The organism is Rhizobium sp. SG2393 (assembly GCF_042610495.1).
Lineage (GTDB): Bacteria > Pseudomonadota > Alphaproteobacteria > Rhizobiales > Rhizobiaceae > RU20A.
Window position 1 is genome coordinate 37330 of sequence record NZ_JBHGAP010000003.1, and the last position, 17282, is coordinate 54611.

Here is a 17282-nt window from a genome sequence, read left to right on the forward strand (position 1 = left end):
GCCCGTCCTCGTTTGACCGCGAGGTCGGACCTCCCCTGCATTCCGGCGCCCCTCTCCGCTGGATGCCATCCGGCGTCGTTTGGGACGGTTCCACGCAAGAAGGCCAGACCGGGCGGTGCGCCCCTGTGCAAATGCTCCGCCGCACACTGATGGCACGTTCGCCAAGGTTCGCCGGGCCGTCGCTTCTGAATATAAGGGTGAGTTTATTTAGTATATTTTTAAACAAATCATCTGATGTTCGAATGTGTTGGATAGTCGATATTCCGTTTTGAAAAGCCTGAATTTGCAGGCGGCATTCCGACTGACGACGATCGCAGGTTTGGGGAAAAAGATGACCGTACGGACACGTCTCGAGGGAATGCCAGGACTACGGCGCCGCACGCTTTTGGCGGCAGGCGCGTTCACGCTCCTTGGTGGAATGTCACGCCCTGGCGAGGCTGCCACGAGCGCCAATCCAAGAGTTTTGCGCCTCGCATTGAGCGGCCCGTTCGGCATGCAGATCAGCAGATCCGCCACGGATTTTGCGGCAGCCGTCAGCAAGGCAACCAATGGCCGTCTGCGCATTGATGTCTACTCCAACGGCGCCCTTGGCGGCGAGCGCGAGACGTCCGAAGATCTTCAGACGGGTGCCCTCGATTTTGCCATCGCCAGCAGTGCCGGCTATGGTGCGCCGAGCATCGTTCCGAAACTGGGCGTCTTCGACATCCCGTTTCTCTTCCGCGATCTCAACCATGCACGCGCCACGCTGGACGGTCCGATCGGGACCGAGGCGTTGAAGAGCCTTGCGGGCAGCGGCGTGGTCGGGCTTGGCTGGGCCGAAAACGGCATGCGCCAGATTTCCTCTGCGACCAAGCCGGTTCGCTCTCCGGCCGATCTCCACGGCATAAAAATCCGCGTTCCGCAGACGGATGCAATGGTTGCCGGTTTCCGGGCGCTTGGCGCCGATGCGCAACCCTATTCCTTCGTCGATCTCTATGCCGCCCTGGCCGACGGCACCTTCGAGGCCCAGGAAAACCCGCTGGGCGTCATCCGCGCCTCGAACTTCGACAAGGTCCAGAAATATCTGTCGGTCACGAGCCATGTCTATTCTCCGGCCATGTTCATGGTCAGCGAGCGGATCTTCAAATCCTTCAGCGCGGAGGAGCAAGCCATCCTGCAGTCCTGTGCCGTCACATCCGGCAAGGTGTCCCGTGCCTTCAATGACGAGAACGAAAAGGGTGATCTCGACGAGCTTCGGAAACGCGGCATGACCGTGATCACCGATATCGATCGCGGCGCCTTTGCTGCGGAGATGAACAAGGCGCGCGGTCAGTTCGAGGCGACGTTCGGCAAGGACACGCTGGCGGCAATCGAAAACTACAAGGGTTGATGACGATGATGCTGTTGAAAATGACTTCCGCCATCTCTGTACGGGCCCGCATCATCATCGGCTTCGGATTGCTTGTCCTTCTGCTGGCCTCGATCTCGTTGCTTTACGACAGCCGCCTTCGTTCCGTGCGCACGAATGTCACCGCCCTGGTGACCGCCGCCAATGCGTCGGAAAAGCTGCGGCAATTCCAGACCGATATCGAGAACGTCCGCCGGACGGTCACGGCCTATACGGGCTCGTACAGTGCATCGGAGCAGGTGGCCGCGGTACAGGCGCAGAAGCAGGCGCTGGCGCGCATGGACGAGGTGCAGGGGCTGCTTTCGTCGCGCGCCGACGAGATGACCGCGAGCCTCAAGGCCTTGCAGACGTCGTTTGCCGAACTCGTTGCCCAGAACAAGGAACGGCAGAAAGCCTATAGTGCGCTTGGTGCTGCGAATTCACGGCTTCGCAACCTCGTGACCAACCTCGTGCGCGAGGGATCGCGCCAGGACGGCTTCGACGTGACGATCCCGATGCGTCTGCTGCAGAATGCGCAGGCCTACACGACATTTGCGTCGCGCTATGCGCTTCGCGGCAGTGGCGGCGATGCCGATCAGGCGATGAACGAACTGACCTATCTGCAGGCGGAATATGACACGCTGAAGCAGACGGGCGTGACCGATGCCTGGCTCAAGGCCACGATCGCAGCGCTGGACGCGCCCGTTGCAACGCTCGAAAAGTCGCTTGCAAGCCTCAAGGAGACCACGAAGAATATCCAGGCTGCGGCCGCAACCCTGCAAAAGACCGGCATCGCCATCGGCGAGCACGTGATCGCTGTCAACGAACAGTTCGTCCAGGAACTCGCCAGCGAGGAACATGCGACCCTTTCGATGGTCGAAACGGTCCTGTGGACCGGCGCAATCGCGGCGGCGGGATCGGTCGCGTTCGGCCTGATCATCGCCTTCTTCATCAGCGTCGGCATCGTCCGGCTGGTGACGCGCATCACGTCGACGATGGAAGTTCTGGTCAAGGGCGACTTTTCCGTCAGCGTGCCGGAGATCGAGCGTCGCGACGAGATCGGCGCGATGGCGCGCGCCGTCGAGGTCTTCCGCCAGAACGGCATCCGCGCGATCGCGCTGGAAGATGAAGCGCAAACGCAGCGCAATCTCACCAATGAGGAGCGCAACCGCAACACCGCCCGCGAGCGCAAGCATGCCGAGGCCATGGCCCAGGCGACGAGCGGGTTGGCGACCGGTCTTGCCAAGCTTGCCGAAGGCCAGCTGACCTTCCAGATCAGCGAGCCCTTTGCCGAGGAATTTGAAAACCTCAGACTGAACTTCAACACGGCGGTGGCACAGCTTCGCGATACGATGGTCATCGTGTCCGCAGCCTCCGATTCCATCACGCAAGGCTCCCAGGAAATCAGCCGCGGCAGCGATGACCTGTCGAAGCGCACGGAGCGGCAGGCTGCCGCTCTCGAGCAGACGGCGGCGGCTCTCGACGAGATCATGGCAAATGTTGTCGCGTCCCGAAGCCGCGTGGACGATGCCACGGCCATGGCCGCGCGCGCCAACAGCAACGCCAAGGACGCGGGCATCGTCGTCTCCGGCGCGATCGATGCGATCAACAAGATCTCTTCGTCTTCCAACGAGATCTCGAACATCATCGGCGTGATCGACCAGATCGCATTCCAGACCAACCTTCTCGCTCTCAATGCGGGCGTGGAAGCGGCGCGCGCCGGGGATGCCGGCAAGGGTTTTGCCGTGGTCGCACAGGAAGTGCGCGAGCTTGCCCAGCGCTCCGCCCAGGCGGCACGCGAGATCAAGGGCCTCATCGATGCATCGCTTGCCAATGTCGAGAACGGGGTCGAACTGGTCAATCGCACCGGGCAGGCTCTCCAGGCGATCGAATCCTGCGTCGTCGTCATCAACGAGCAGGTTCAGTCGATTGCCGCCGGGGGACGTGAACAGGCCACGGGCCTGCAGGAGATCAACACGGCCATCAACAGTCTCGACCAGGTGACGCAGCAGAATGCGGCGATGGTGGAGGAATCCAGCGCGGCCAGTGCAACGCTTCTGGAAGAGGTCTACCAGCTGAAATCGATGATTGCCAAGTTCCAGACTGGCACTGAAGGGGTCGCTTCCGCGACTGCCCGTCGCGCTGTGCGCGAGCGGGGGCCGGACGAGCGGGTCTATGCCACTGCCGCAGGGTGGGGCCGATAAGTTCGCTGGCAGACCTATCAGCACGCAGCGCATTTCGGGTGATCACGGGATCACCCGCCAGGCTCCAGGCCCTTGCCTTCTTCTACTGTGTGGCCGCAATGACAAAGCCGGTACCCGCGATTGGCCGCCGGTACCGGTCATCATCAGCGATCTTTGGTATCAGCCGTCAGTAGCCTGACTTGATCTTCTCGAACTCCGCGACCATGCGCTGGCGAAGCTCGGTCGGCAGCGGCGACTGGAAGAGCGTGTTGGCCTTGAAGCTGTCCACGTCGGCGAAGCCTTTGGTGGCCAGAAGCTTGGGATCGACGGCGGCCATGCCCTTGGCGTTGGAGTGGCCGTAACCCCAGCTTTCCACCAGGTAGGGGCTGATCGCCGGATCGGTGATGGCGTTGAGGAAGCCGTATTGCTGCTCCTCGCTGCCTTCGCCACCCTTCAGGCGCACATAGCCACAGACCCAGGTGGAAAGCCCTTCGACCGTATCCTTCTTCATGGCAACCGGCACGCCGTCGGCAGCCAGCGTGGTCGGCGTCTCGTTCCAGGCCCAGGCGAGATCGACCTCGCCGGCGGCCAGCGCCTGGCTGAGATCGGTGTTGTCGGTCCAGTAGAGGCGGACATTCTTGTGGACGGCGCGCAGGAAGTCCGACGCCTGCTTGAACTGATCGTCCGTCAGCTTTGTCCAGTCCTTGACGCCGATGGCGAGGCTGGCCAGCGCATAGGCGTCATCGACATTGTCGCCGATCGAAACACGGTCCTTGAACTTCGGGTCGGCGAAGGCCTTCAGCGATGCCACATCCTCGGGCTTCACCGTGTCGGTGCGGTAGGTCAGCACCGTGTTGCCCCATTCGAAGGGCAGGAAATAGGCCTTGCCATCGTCGCCGGTCATCAGCCCCTTCATGGCCTTGATGCCGGGCAGGATGTCGTTCCAGCTGGTCAGCTTGGCGGTGTCCAGAGGCTCCAGCATGCCGGCCTCGCGCCACTTGGCGACACTCTGGGAGCAGGGATGGGCAAGGTCCGCCTTGAAGCCGGAGCGCAGCTTCTGGAAGGCCTCCTCTTCGTCGCCGAAGAAGGAGAAGTCAGGCTCAGTGCCGAATTTCGCGGTGTAGGCCGGATGGAAGGCCGGATCCTCATAGCCTGCCCAGTCGAAGACGGTGATGTTGTCCGCAGCCGTTGCCGGCGGCGCTGCACCTGCCAGCAGAACGGACAAAAGGACGGACATTCGAAAGGCAGTCTTGAGTGTCATGGCCGGTCTCCCTGGGTTTGGCGACAGTGTCGGCGGGGCCGGTTCCATGGCGCCGGTGCCGCCTGTGGTTTCGTGGCGGAACCGGACCGGCCGATCAGCCGGTTCGGAGGCCGCCGGAATGGCATCAGGCGGCGCGTGGGCCCTCCCGGGTCATGTGGCGCGGGAAAGTCCCGACGAGGAACTCGATGGCGGCAGCATGCGCGGCCTCGCGCGTCAGCCCGTCGCTCATCATCAGGCGCCACCACAGGCCCTCAAGCGCTGCACAGAGGACCAGCGTCATGGCCTTCGGCTCGTAAGCATAATCGCCCTCCGCCTTCAGGGCGGTGACGAGATCTTCGAAGAGCTGCTGGTAGCGGGCATCGCGTGCGCCGCACAGCGCCTGATAGGTGGGTCGCGATTTGGCCTCGCCCCAGAAGGCACACCAGGCGGCGAGCTTGCGGCGCGTGGTCAGCTTGCGGTCGAAATCGGCGGCAACCAGCGCCCAGAGCCTGGACGCCGCCGTGTCGCCGGCCTTCTCGTAGGCGGCCGACCAGTGGGCGGCATATTCGTCGGCCATGAATTGCAGCGTGGCGATCAGCAGCCGTTCCTTGCTCTCGAAATGGAAGTTGACGATGCCGCGCGACAGGCCGGCGCCATCGGCAACGTTGGCGAGCGTCGTTTCGGCATAGCCGCGCTTGGCAAGGGAATCGATCGTCGCCTCGATGAGCTGCTGCTGGCGGGTTTCCTTGGAGGCCTTGCGGCTTTTCCTGTCCCCGGAAGCGTCCGTTTCCGGGAGCGTGTCTGTGGTCTTCATGCTGATGGTTCCGTCCTCGGCCTTGCTGCCGGATGCCGCCCCTGACGGCGCCTCCGCATCCGGTTTATCGGTTCCGAGTTGAGCGCGCGCCGGCACGTTTCTGTCAAGAACCTTCTTGGTCGCGTTGCGACCGAAGACCGGCCCCCGATGGTCCGCGGCACCTTTCGGGGTGCTGCCTGCATGTCGCGCGCGGAGCCTTTCCATCTTGCGTCCTCTCGTTTTACGCAGAGTAGCGCGTTTGGCGGACATTGCAAGTTTCTTGCTGAATGTTCATTCAGTATATCTGGACAAGCCCGCGGTTCTCATGCTCTTTTGGATAAGCGAACGAGAGCGAGGGCAGCATGAAGACCCATGATGTGGTGATCATCGGCGGTGGACATAACGGTCTTGTGGCCGCCTGCTATCTCCAGCGCGCCGGGCTGGATGTGGTCGTGCTCGAGAAGAACGACTGGGTCGGCGGTGCTGCGACCAGCCGGGAGCTTACGCCCGGCTTTCTCTATTCGAACTGCTCCTATGTCTGCTCGCTGTTTCGCCCCGAGATCATGCGCGATCTCGAATTGCCGAAGCACGGGTTGCAGGTCATCTCCTACGAGGGCGGGGCGGTGCTGACCGAGGACGGCGACTATCTCGCCTCCTACCGCGACCATGACAGCCACCGGCGCGAATTCGCCCGCTGGTCAAAGCGCGATGCGGAAGCTTACGAGCGCTACGCGCGCGACGTGACGCGCCAGTGCCGGTTCATCCAGCCGCTTCTGATGCGCACTGCGCCCGATCCCTTCTCCTTCAAGCCGCGAGATATCGGCGAACTCCTTTTCCTCGCCAAGCGCTTCGGCGATTTTTCCGCCGCGGAGATGGCGGCGACGCTGCGTTTCTGGACCATGTCGATTTCCGATTTTCTCGACGAGTATTTCGAGACGGACGTGGTGAAGGCCTATCTGGCGCTCTCCGGCATCATCGGCACGGCGCTGGGGCCCATGTCGCCGGGCACGGCCTATGTGCTGCTGCATCATTACATGGGCGAGGTCGATGGCTCCGTCGGCGCCTGGGGTTATGCGCGCGGCGGCATGGGTGCCATCAGCCGGGCGCTGGCCAGTTCCTTCCAGGCGGCGGGTGGAACGATCCGCACCGGCGCCGATGTCGAGAAGGTACTGACCCGGGGCGGGGCTGCGAGCGGCATCGTTCTCGCCGATGGAGAGGAGGTGCGCGGCCGGGTGGTCGTCTCCAATGCCGATGTCAAGCGCACTTTCCTGAAGCTGGTCGAGGAGAAGGATCTGCCGGAGCGTTTCGTGCACCGGGTCAAGCATTTCAAGATGCGCGGCTCGTCCGGCAAGCTCAACATCGCTCTCGACAGCCTGCCCGAGTTTCCGGCACTGCCCAAGGGCTCCAACTGTCTGCGCGGCGACCTGCATTTCACCGATAGCGTGGCGCGGATGGAGCGTGCCTATGACGACTGGAAGGCCGGACGCTGGTCGGCCGATCCCTTCGTGGACATGATGATCCCGACCACGCTCGACCCCACCATGGCGCCCCCCGGCAAGCATTTTGTGAGCTGCTTCGTGCAGTATTGCCCGCCGAAAGTGGAGGGGCGCGACTGGACGGATGCGGACCGCGATGCCTTTGCCGAAACCGTCGTCAGCCAGATCTCGTCCTATTCGCCGGGCTTCCGCGAGCGCATCCTGCACATGGAGGTACGAACGCCGCGCGAAATCGAGGCGGAGGTGGGGTTGACGGAAGGCAATATCTTCCAGGGCGAGCTCACTTTCGACCAGCTTCTCTTCAACCGGCCGGTGCCGGGTTACGCGCAATATCGAAGCCCTGTTCAGGGGCTTTACCTCTGCGGCTCCTCCACCCATCCCGGCGGCGGGGTGATGGGCGCGCCGGGGCGCAATGCGGCAGCCGAAATCCTGCGCGATCTCAAGCGCGGGCGTGACCATATGAGCGGGGCCCATGATGTCATTTGATGCAATCGTCATCGGCGGCGGCCATAACGGCCTGACCGCAGCGGCAGCGCTATCCAGGAGCGGCCGCAAGGTTCTCGTGCTGGAAGCCGGGGACGAGGCCGGCGGCATGCTGCGCGGCGACAGCTTCCATCCGGGCTTTCGCGCCAGCGGGCCGACCCAGATCGTCAACCGGCTGGATGGCGAAGTGGCTGAGCTTCTGGGCTTGCCGAAGGGGGTAGCGGGTGGAGCGGCACTCCCGACAGTCGTGCTCTCGCTCAGCCGCGAGCCGGTCATCCTCGAGGGCGCCTATGGCGAGACCATCCGGGGTATCGATGCCGCGGAGGCGGAGCGGTTTGCGGCGCTCCGCAGCAAGCTTCTCTTTCAGGCGGGCATCCTGCGCCGTCTGCTCAAACGCACGCCCCTGCCGATCGGCAAGGTCAGCGGCGGCGATCTCGCGGCCATTGGATTGGCCGGGCTCGGGCTCATCCGCAAGGGGCGGGAAGAGGGACGCGATTTCCTGCGCATGCTGCTGATGAACGTCGCCGATGTCGGCGACGAATATCTGACGGACGATCGGTTGAAAGGGCTCATTGCCTTCGATGCGACGCTGGGCATTCAGCTCGGCCCGCGCTCGCCCACCTCGCTGCTCGGCCTCTATTACAGGCTGACCGGCGAAGCAAACGGGCGGCCCGGCGGGCAATATGTGCCGCAGGGCGGCATGGCGGCGCTCGGGGCGGCTTTCGTCGCGGGGGCGGAAAAAGCCGGTGTGACAATCCGCACCAATGCGCCCGTCGCGCGCATTCTGGCCGATCGCGGCGCGGTCAGCGGCGTGGTGCTCCAGACCGGCGAGACGCTCGCCGCGCCCGTCATCGTCTCCGCCGTGCATCCGAAGACGACGTTTCTCAGCCTCGTGGATCCCGCCGAGATCGGCACGGGGTTGCGCCGGGCCGTCACTCATATCCGGTCGAACGGCAATGTCGCGCGGCTGGATCTCGCGCTCAATGCGGTGCCGTCCTTCTCAGGTGTTTCCCGCGATGCGCTGGGCGGGCGGCTGGTGATCGCCGGCTCGATGCAGCATGTGGAGACGGCCTTCAACCCGTCGAAATACGGCGCCTTCCACGATGATCCCGTCATGGAGGTGATGGTGCCGAGCCTTGCCGATCCCACTCTGGCGCCGGCCGGTGGCGCGACGGTGTCGGCGCTGGTGCCGTTTGTGCCCTATGCTCTCAAGGAGGGCTGGGAGAGCGGGCGGCCGAAGCTTGTGTCGGCGCTGCTTGCGGTGCTTGAACGGCATGCGCCGGGCATCGGCCACACGGTTCTCGGCGCCCGGATCATGGTGCCTCCGGATATCGAGGCGGCCTATCGCGTGCCGGGCGGGCACTGGCATCACGGTGAGCTTCAGGCTGACCAGCTCTTCGTCAATCGTCCGGTGCATGCCGCCTCGCGTTTTTCCACGCCGCTTGCCGGTCTCTTCCTTGCCAGTGCCGGTAGTCATCCGGGTGGCGGGATTTCGGGGCTGCCGGGGTTGCTTGCCGCACGCCACATCCTTGCCGGAGACCGCCGATGACGATCGATCCTACCCTTCGCCGTGCGGGCCAGGCCCATATCCGCACGCCTCGCCTCGAAACCCCGTTTCATGCGCGTCTTGCGGCGCTCTCGACCACCAACGACTGGTACGACTGGGCGGGCTACAAGGCGCCGCATTCGGTTTTCGATGACGAGCTCGAATATTTCGCGATCCGCTCCACGTCTGCGCTGTTCGATATTTCGCCCATGGTGAAATACCGCATCCGCGGTGCCGGGGCGGAACGCTTCCTCAACCGCCTGACACTGCGCGACGTGCGCAAGCTGAAAGTGGGGCGTGTGCAGTATACGGCCTGGTGCGACGATCACGGCCATGTGCTTGATGACGGTACGCTTTTCCGGCTCGGCGAGGCCGATTTCCGGCTGTGCTGCCAGGAACGACATCTTCCCTGGCTGACGGACAGCGCCGACGGCTTCGACGTGGCGATCGAGGAGGAGACGGAAGCGCTGGCGGCTGTGGCGCTGCAGGGTCCGACGAGCTTTGCGGTGCTGGAGGCGGCCGGCTTCGATGGTGTGGCGGGCCTGAAGCCCTTCCAGCTCGCCACTTTCGCCCATGAGGGTGGCGAGGTGCTGATCTCGCGCACCGGCTTTACCGGTGATCTGGGTTACGAGCTGTTTGCGCCCGCACCGCTTGCCCTGTCGCTGTGGGACCGGCTCTGGCAGGCAGGCCAGTTGTTCGGCCTGAAGGCGATCGGTTATGGCGCGCTGAACCGCGCGCGCATCGAGGCAGGCTTCATCGTCGCCAATGCGGATTTCGTCACGGCGGAAGCCGCCCTTCGCGCCGACCGCGAGCGGCTGCCGGACGAGATCGGGCTGGACTGGCTTGTCGATCCCGAGAAGCCTTACTTCAACGGCCGTGATGCGATCCTGCGCGCACGGCAGGCCAAGTCTCTGCGTTTCATCCTGGTCGGGCTGGAGATAGAGGGTAACATTCCGGCCGAGCATGCGCTGGTCTATCACCGTCGCAAGCATGAGGCGGGCATCGTGACCGCCGGCATCTGGTCGCCGCTCGCCAAGCGCAACATTGCGATTGCCACGCTGTCGCGGCCCTATGGGGAGTGTATCAAGGACGACCTCTGGGTGGAGATCTACGCGCTCCGGGAATTGCAGTACCAGAAGATGATGAAGCGGGCGAAGATCGTGCCACGTCCCTTCGTCACGCTCGATCGCCGCTCGGCCAACCCGCCGGGCCGGTTCTGACCCTGGACACCTGCCGCGGGAGCCGCACCATGACGGGCAAGGGCGAGAGCGAAGAAGAGGCGCAGTGGGCGCTGGTGATGATGCCGGCCGGCGTAGAATGGTCCGGGCGCGCGCGGTATGCGGCGGCCATGTATTTCCACGGGCGGGGCGCGATGGATGCTGCAACGCTTGAGGTCTACCGCTATCTCGCCCGCCTCGACGGCGAAGACCCTGTTGCGGTGCTGAGGCGCTACCGGGTCGGCGCCGACTGGCTGGAGGAGCTTGCCCGGCGCATGCAGAGACCGTCCGGCTGAGACGCTTTCAGCCGACCTTGCGGATGCGCTCTTCCGGCTTGTCTTCTGCAAGCGCCACGAAGGCGTCGGGATCGTAAGCGAGCCGGATCGCGGCGCCGATCGGCAGGTCGTCGGCGCCATAGGTATTGGTTTCGATCATCGACAGCGGCCGGTCGAGGCCATCCACGCTCACCGACAGATGGGTCGTCTCGCCGAAATAGGCGCGATCGGTGACGGTGCCGATGAGCATGTGGTCGGCCGTGTCTTCGTCCCAGAGCAGGCGCAGTCGCTCCGGACGGATACCGAGCGTGATCCGCTCGCCGGGCCAGCCATCGGTTGCGGCGGCGGCGAGGTGGAGCCGGCCGAAGCGTTCGGTCTCGACCGACAGCCTGTCGCCGTTGCGCTCGACAACCTTGCCGGAGAGGAAATTCATGCCGCCAAGGAAGTCGGCGGTCAGCCGCGTCAGAGGATGCTGGTAAAGCTCCTTCGGTGTGGCGATCTGGGCAATCTTGCCGCCGAACATGACGGCGATGCGGTCGGAGAGGGCCAGCGCCTCGTACTGGTCGTGTGTCACCAGAACGAAGGTGATGCCGACGGCCTTCTGCAGGGCGCGCAGTTCGGACTGCATTTCCTCGCGCAGCTTCTTGTCGAGGGCAGAGAGCGGTTCATCGAGCAGCAGAACCTTCGGGCGCAGCACGAGGGCGCGGGCAAGGGCCACGCGCTGGCGCTGGCCGCCGGAGAGCTCATGGCCCCGCCGGGCGCCGAGATGGCCGAGCCGGACCTGCTCCAGCGCATCGCCGACGCGACGGCGCTCTTCGGCGGCACCGAGCTTCAGCCGCTTCAGGCCATAGGCGACGTTCTCCTCCACGTTCAGATGCGGGAAAATGGCGTAGCTCTGGAACACCATGTTGGTCGGCCGGCGGTTCGGCGCTACCCCGATCATGGACTGCCCGTCGATGGCGATGTCGCCGGAGGACGGTGTCTCGAAGCCGGCGATCGAGCGCAGCAGCGTGGTCTTGCCGCAGCCGGAGGGACCGAGCAGCGAGAAGAACTCGCCGGCAGCGATGTCGAGCGAGACATCGGTCAGCGCCTTGTAGATGCCGTAGAACTTGTTGACGCCGGTGATGCGGATCATCGGGCGTTCGGCATGTGCATCAGACATGGTGGTCTCCGGCGGAAAGCTGCCGTTCGGTGCGCCGACGCAGGATTTCGGCGAGGCCCAGCAGGCAGATGGACAAGGCGAGCATCAGGCTGCCGAGCGCCAGCACGCCCGGAAGCTTGGCGGCAAAGCGCAACTGGCCCCAGATGTAGACGGGCAGCGTCGGTTCGGTGCCTGAAAGGAAGAAGGCCAGCAGGAATTCATCCAGCGAGATGGTGAAGGAGACGAGCAGGCTCGAGACGATCGCCGGCGCGACAACGGGTAGGGTCACGCGGCGGAACGTGCCGAAGGCGGTCTCGCCGAGATCGAGCGAGGCTTCTTCCAGCGAGCGGTCGAAACCGTCGAAGCCGGCCGTCAGCACCGCCATGGAATAGGGCAGGCAGAAGACGACCTGGCCCAGGATCACGGTTGCGAGCGACAGTTCCAGCCCGATCTGGAGGATGATCATCAGCATGGACACGGCAACGATGATTTCCGGCAGCACCAGGGGCGCCATGATCAGCGCATTGGCCGCCTGCCGGCCACGGAAGCGGTAGCGGGTGACGGCGCGGGCCGCGCAGATGGCAAGCCCGGTCGAGAGGACGGCGACGCAGAGGCCGACCACCAGACTGTTGAAGGCGGCATCCAGCATTTCCCGGTTGCCCCATAGCGAGGCGTACCATTTGGTCGTGAAGCCGGCGAGCGGGAAGCGCGTGGCGGCGGCATCGTTGAAGGAGAAGACCGGCAGCAACAGGATCGGCAGGTAGAGGAAGGCGAGATAGAGCGCCATGTAGATTGGCAACAGCCGCCAACGGGTGATGTTGAGGAGGCTCATCGGATGCGCCTCGCCGCCAGCTTGAGGAGAAGCGCCGCGGCACCGGCGAGCAGCGAGACGATCGCCATGGTGGTCACGGAGAGCGCTGCGCCCAGCGGCCAGTTGGCCCCCTTGCCGAACTGCGCCTGGATGGCGGTCGCGATCATCACGCCATCCTTGCCGCCGACGAGCTTCGGCGTCACGTAATCGCCGACGGTCGGGATCATCACGATAAGCAGGGCCGAGACGACGCCCGGCATGGAAAGCGGCAGCACGACGCGCAGGAAACTCCTCACGGGCCCGTCGCCGAGGTCGCGCGCGGCTTCCACCAGGGAACGGTCGATTTTCTCCAGCGACACATAGATCGGCAGGATGGCGAAGGCCGCCCAGCTGTGCACCAGCGTGATCGCAACGGCATTGGAGTTGTAGAGCAGGGAGGCGATCGGCTCGGTGATGACGCCGAGGGACAGGAGGCCGGTGTTGAGGACACCCTGATAGCCGAGGATCATCTTCCAGGACATCACGCGCAGCAGGTAGCTCGTCCAGCAAGGCACCGTGATGAGAAAGAGGAGCAGGTTCTTGTGCCGGCCACCGCGGAAGGAGATGAACCATGCGACGGGATAGGAGACCAGCACCGTCGTGGCGGAGACCACCAGGCAGATGCCGAGCGAGCGCATCAACAGGTCGCGGTACATCGGCTCGGTTAGGGCCACGCGGTAATTTTCGAGGGTGAAGGTGTGGTCGATCTCCAGATAGTTCTGCGTCCAGAAACTGTAGGCGATGACGGTGAGGATGGGGATCCCGAGCATCAGGAGCGCATAGAGCGCGGTCGGCGAGATCAGGGCGAGGCCGGTTGCCTCCTCGCTTTTGCGCCAGGCGGGCCGTGGGCCCCTGGCATCCTCCGGTTCGCGGACCGTTGCCTCCACCGCGAGCGCCATCAGCGCAGCTCCTGCAGGACGGACGGACGACAATGGTGGTGCAGCCTGCGTCGCATGAGAGGTTCCCGTGGCGTTCTGGCCTTTTTGTTCCCGCCTGCATGATGTGCGCAAAAGCTCGATGATTGCAAGCACCCTTGTGGAATAATTTGATTGAACGTCCATTCAATATGATGCTATTCTCCAATTGAATTCAGCTGCTTGAAAAGCAAATCGGGGGAAATCTCATGGCCGCAATCCGCAATGCCGAAAATCGCTCGTCCCGCCAGACAGACGATCTCGGTGCGGCGGCGCGCGCCCATCTCATCCAGCCATGGCCCGTGGCCGGCGAGATCGGGGCGGAAACGCGCGGCGGTATCGTGGCCGGGGAGGGCATCTATGTCACCGATCTCGAAGGACGGCGGCTGATCGACGGACCGGCCGGCATGTGGTGCACCAATGCCGGCCATGCCTGCGAGCCGATCGCCCGCACGCTCTACGATCAGGGCATGGCGCTCTCCTACAATTCCCCCTGGTACACGATGAGCGAGCCGTCGGTTCGCCTGTCGCAGCGTCTGGCGGCCCATTCGCCCGCCGATCTCGGCCATGTCTTCTACACGACCGGCGGCTCCTCGGCGGTGGAGACGGCGCTGCGCTTCATGCAGTTTTCCAACAATGTGCAGGGCCGGCCGGAGAAGAAGAAGGTCGTCGCGCGGCAGGGTGGCTACCACGGCTCGACCTATCTCTCGGCGTCGCTGAACGGCCGGCCGCGCGACCATGACTGGATGGACAGCGCGAGCGGGATGGTCATCAAGCTTTCCTGTCCCAATCCTTTCCGGCGTCCGGCCGGACAGTCGGTGGAGGCCTTCTGCGACGGGCTCGTCGCCGAGTTCCGCCAGGTGATCGAGACCGAGGGTGCAGAACGGATTGGTGCCTTCATCGCCGAACCGATCATGGCTTCCGGCGGCGTGATCGTTCCGCCGCCCGGCTATCTCGCCCGCATGCGGGATCTGTGCCGCCAGAACGATATTCTTTTCATCGCCGACGAGGTGGTGACGGCCTTCGGGCGGCTGGGCCATGTCTTCGCGTCCGAGGCTGTGTTCGGTATCGAACCGGACATGATCACGTTCGCCAAGGGGGTCACGTCAGGCTATTTCCCGCTCGGCGGCGTGATGATCTCGGACGCCCTGCTCGAGACGCTCAGGCGCTCCAACCATGCGGATGCGATGTTTGCCCACGGCCTGACCTATAGCAGCCATCCGATCGGCTGCGCGGTGGCGGAGACCAATCTCGATCTCCTGGAAGGTGGCTTGCTTGCCCATGCGCGTGAGATCGCCCCCTATTTCCAGGCGCAGCTGAAAACGCTGGAGGATCTGCCGCTGGTGGGCGAGGTGCGCGGGCTGGGGCTGATGGCCTGCGTGGAATGCGTCGCCGACCGTGAGAGCAACAATCCGCTGGCGCTCGATCTCGAAGTCGGCAAGCGGATCGACGCCCACTGCCAGCGGCTCGGACTGCTGGTGCGGCCGCTGATCCATATGTGCGTCATGTCCCCGCCGCTGACGATCACGCGGAGCCAGATCGACGACCTCGTCTCCATCCTGCGCAAGGGCATTTCGTTGACCCAGGACGAGCTGGCGCGCGAGGGACTCTGGAAGGGATAAGCGGGACACGCAGATGCAGAAAGCCGGCGGCCTGGATAGCCGCCGGCTTCCGCACGTCTGCTTCGGGGGCGGCGTGGGTCAGCTTCCCTGAAGCAGCTGCGCGTTGACCTCGGCCATCCGCTCCTCGTCCGGTGCCGTTTCCAGCGTCATGACGGGCAGGATGGCGCGCAGGTGATTGTGATGGGTGCGCACTCCGTATTCGAGATCGGACAGGTAGAAACCGGCGAAGCTCTGCGAGGTCATGGCCTCGTTCGACCAGACCGTCAGTTGCACATCCTCGGCCATGGTGTCCCGGTCGATGCGGGCGGCGAGGTAGCGGGCGAGCCGGGTTGCCCGGCCTTCGGCGCGGTGGCGATAGATCGCGCCGCGCAGCTGGGTGCGGCCCCGAGTGATCGGGAATTCCTGGTAGAATTGCAGGGTTTCCGGTGTCACCGCGATCACGTTGTTGGGGAAAAGCCCATAATAGAGCCAGGTCTTGCGCAGTTCCGGCGGCAGGTGCGGCGCTTCCGGCGCGATGGCGCGATAGTGGCGCACGCTCCAGCGCCGGCCGGCATGGGGATTGTAGGTCGCAGCGGAGCGGGAAACGCCGTTGACGAAGGGTTCGTCGGCGTAGCTTGCCCCATAGAGATCCTGCAACGCCGGATGGGCCATGGCGACATGGTAGCCTTCGTTGTCGACGTCGCGCACCGACTTCCAGTTCACCGGCGATTCATGCTGCCAGAAGCCTGAGGTCGGCACCATGTCGGCCGAACGGTAATGGGCAAGCTCGGCCTCGAAGGGTTTCAGGAGTTCGGCGACGGCAGGCTGCGGGCCGGGGCGCAGGCGGATGAAGACGAGACCCATCCAGACTTCCGCCTCGATGCCGGCCAGTGCGAATTCGTGCTTGTCGAGGGGCGGAAAGCTGTCGGGTCGCGCCGGGCCGCGCAGCGTGCCGTCGAGATTGTAGACCCAGCCGTGGAAAGGGCAGACCAGCGCACCCCGGCACTGGCCCGTTTCGGCCGTCACCAGCCGCGAGCCGCGATGGCGGCAGACATTGTTGAAGGCACGGATCGTGCCCTCCCTGTCGCGCACCACCAGGATACGTTCATCGGCAAAGTCGAGCGTGACATAGCTGCCGGGTTCCGGGAGATCCGAGACATGGCAGGCGATCTGCCAGTGGCGGCGGAAGAGGTGTTCCTTCTCGAGCGCCAGCAGTGCATCCGAATGATAACACCAGCCCGGCAGCCCCCTGCGATCCCAGTTTCCCGGCACGGCGATATCGCGGACAAGCTCGTTCATGGCATCCTCTTATTTGCTGAACGTTCATTCAATATAAGCACGGAATTCGATGAAGGGGAAGCCTGTGCGGGCGTGCTTCGATGCTTGGGGAGGTCGGTGGCCGGGTGCCGTGGCGGCCGGGCGAACCGGGCAGGGCCGCTGCCGGTACGCCCTTTCGGGGCAATGCCTGAGGGCGTTGCCGGTTGGAAACGATCACTCTAGGGCGGATATCGGTGCGTGAGACCGGATCGGCGCGGGCCGACCGGCGATCGCGGTCTTGCCTCAGATGTCTTCGTTCTCGTCGCCGGAAAGGTGGTTGCGGGTCGATTGCTTGACCTGACCGACATGGGTCAGAAGCCCGGCGATGACGATTGGGTCGACGTCGGCCATCATGTCCTTCAGCCAGTTTTCATGCGCTTCGGCCATGGCCTCGAAGGTGGTGCGACCCTTGGGCGTCAGCCAGGCGACGATGACGCGGCGATCGTCGGGCAGGCGCTCGCGCGTGACGAGTCCGTCGGCTTCCAGCCGCTCGACGAGGCCGGTCACGTTGCCGTTGGTGACCATGGTGCGCCTGGACAGTTCCCCTAGCCGCAGACCGTCCTTCTCGCGGTAAAGCTGGGAGAGGAGATCGAATTGCGGCAGGGTGGCGCCGAACTCGCGACGCAGCCGGCGGCGGATTTCCTGGGACATCAGCTTTGTCGTGGACAGGAGCCGCAGCCAGAGACGAAGTTCCGGCTTCTTGCCTTCCTGCGTATCGTGGACGACGGCTTCGAGATCAAATGCCGGCACGTCATTTCCCTTCGTCTGCACCGCGGCCTGCCAGCCCGACGATGTGTTTCGTTTCAGGACAGGCCGGGCCGTGCATCGGTCATAATGCATGACTCTTGAACGTTCAATGA

14 protein-coding genes are annotated in these 17282 nt (G+C 64.2%); 7 read left to right on the plus strand and 7 right to left on the minus strand.

Annotated elements, in window-relative coordinates; all coding sequences use genetic code 11:
* Positions 1 to 418 precede the first annotated feature (418 nt).
* Both ACED18_RS10875 and ACED18_RS10880 read left to right on the plus strand, forming a co-directional pair.
* The gene (locus tag ACED18_RS10875) at positions 419 to 1369 is read left to right on the plus strand and encodes a DctP family TRAP transporter solute-binding subunit (RefSeq protein ID WP_377291997.1); all 951 of its coding nucleotides are present in this window, start codon (positions 419 to 421) and stop codon (positions 1367 to 1369) included.
* 20 nt (positions 1370 to 1389) lie between these two features.
* Positions 1390 to 3570 carry a methyl-accepting chemotaxis protein gene (locus tag ACED18_RS10880; RefSeq protein ID WP_377291999.1) on the plus strand — a complete coding sequence of 727 codons (2181 nt, stop codon included), beginning with the start codon at positions 1390 to 1392 and terminating at the stop codon, positions 3568 to 3570.
* A 166-nt stretch (positions 3571 to 3736) separates the two neighbouring features.
* Here ACED18_RS10880 and ACED18_RS10885 read toward each other — a convergent pair whose 3' ends face one another.
* Both ACED18_RS10885 and ACED18_RS10890 read right to left on the minus strand, forming a co-directional pair.
* Complete coding sequence (locus ACED18_RS10885) at positions 3737 to 4810, minus strand: extracellular solute-binding protein (RefSeq protein ID WP_377292001.1); 1074 nt, start codon at positions 4808 to 4810, stop codon at positions 3737 to 3739.
* 124 nt (positions 4811 to 4934) lie between these two features.
* The gene (locus ACED18_RS10890) at positions 4935 to 5603 is read right to left on the minus strand and encodes a TetR family transcriptional regulator C-terminal domain-containing protein (protein WP_377292003.1); all 669 of its coding nucleotides are present in this window, start codon (positions 5601 to 5603) and stop codon (positions 4935 to 4937) included.
* 341 nt (positions 5604 to 5944) lie between these two features.
* On the opposite strand from ACED18_RS10890, the gene ACED18_RS10895 reads away from it, so the two are divergent.
* From ACED18_RS10895 to ACED18_RS10910, 4 genes are read left to right on the plus strand one after another with little or no spacing between them, the layout of a single operon-like run.
* The gene (locus ACED18_RS10895; protein WP_377292005.1) at positions 5945 to 7564 is read left to right on the plus strand and encodes a phytoene desaturase family protein; all 1620 of its coding nucleotides are present in this window, start codon (positions 5945 to 5947) and stop codon (positions 7562 to 7564) included.
* The gene (locus ACED18_RS10900) at positions 7551 to 9110 is read left to right on the plus strand and encodes a phytoene desaturase family protein (protein WP_377292007.1); all 1560 of its coding nucleotides are present in this window, start codon (positions 7551 to 7553) and stop codon (positions 9108 to 9110) included. Before ACED18_RS10895 ends, ACED18_RS10900 begins: the two co-directional genes overlap by 14 nt.
* Positions 9107 to 10327, plus strand: coding sequence for an aminomethyltransferase family protein (locus ACED18_RS10905; protein ID WP_377292009.1), 1221 nt, complete (start codon positions 9107 to 9109; stop codon positions 10325 to 10327). The genes ACED18_RS10900 and ACED18_RS10905 overlap by 4 nt, the downstream gene beginning before the upstream one ends.
* A 29-nt stretch (positions 10328 to 10356) precedes the next feature.
* Positions 10357 to 10620, plus strand: coding sequence for a hypothetical protein (locus tag ACED18_RS10910; protein ID WP_377292011.1), 264 nt, complete (start codon positions 10357 to 10359; stop codon positions 10618 to 10620).
* A gap of 7 nt (positions 10621 to 10627) precedes the next feature.
* Here the strand turns inward: ACED18_RS10910 and ACED18_RS10915 are convergent, their stop codons facing one another.
* From ACED18_RS10915 to ACED18_RS10925, 3 genes are read right to left on the minus strand one after another with little or no spacing between them, the layout of a single operon-like run.
* Positions 10628 to 11734 (minus strand): ABC transporter ATP-binding protein, encoded by a 1107-nt coding sequence (locus ACED18_RS10915; protein ID WP_377292354.1) that lies wholly within the window; start codon positions 11732 to 11734, stop codon positions 10628 to 10630.
* Between the two features lie 19 nt (positions 11735 to 11753).
* Positions 11754 to 12572, minus strand: coding sequence for an ABC transporter permease (locus ACED18_RS10920; protein WP_377292013.1), 819 nt, complete (start codon positions 12570 to 12572; stop codon positions 11754 to 11756).
* The gene (locus ACED18_RS10925; protein WP_377292015.1) at positions 12569 to 13489 is read right to left on the minus strand and encodes an ABC transporter permease; all 921 of its coding nucleotides are present in this window, start codon (positions 13487 to 13489) and stop codon (positions 12569 to 12571) included. Before ACED18_RS10925 ends, ACED18_RS10920 begins: the two co-directional genes overlap by 4 nt.
* A gap of 224 nt (positions 13490 to 13713) precedes the next feature.
* On the opposite strand from ACED18_RS10925, the gene ACED18_RS10930 reads away from it, so the two are divergent.
* On the plus strand, positions 13714 to 15126 hold the full coding sequence (locus tag ACED18_RS10930) for an aminotransferase (protein WP_377292017.1): 1413 nt from the start codon (positions 13714 to 13716) through the stop codon (positions 15124 to 15126).
* Positions 15127 to 15204: 78 nt separating this feature from the next.
* Here the strand turns inward: ACED18_RS10930 and ACED18_RS10935 are convergent, their stop codons facing one another.
* Positions 15205 to 16404 (minus strand): SRPBCC family protein, encoded by a 1200-nt coding sequence (locus ACED18_RS10935; RefSeq protein WP_377292019.1) that lies wholly within the window; start codon positions 16402 to 16404, stop codon positions 15205 to 15207.
* Positions 16405 to 16665: 261 nt separating this feature from the next.
* A complete protein-coding gene (locus ACED18_RS10940) occupies positions 16666 to 17172 on the minus strand; it encodes a MarR family winged helix-turn-helix transcriptional regulator (protein ID WP_377292021.1) in 507 nt (168 codons plus the stop codon).
* Between the last annotated feature and the right edge of the window lie 110 nt (positions 17173 to 17282).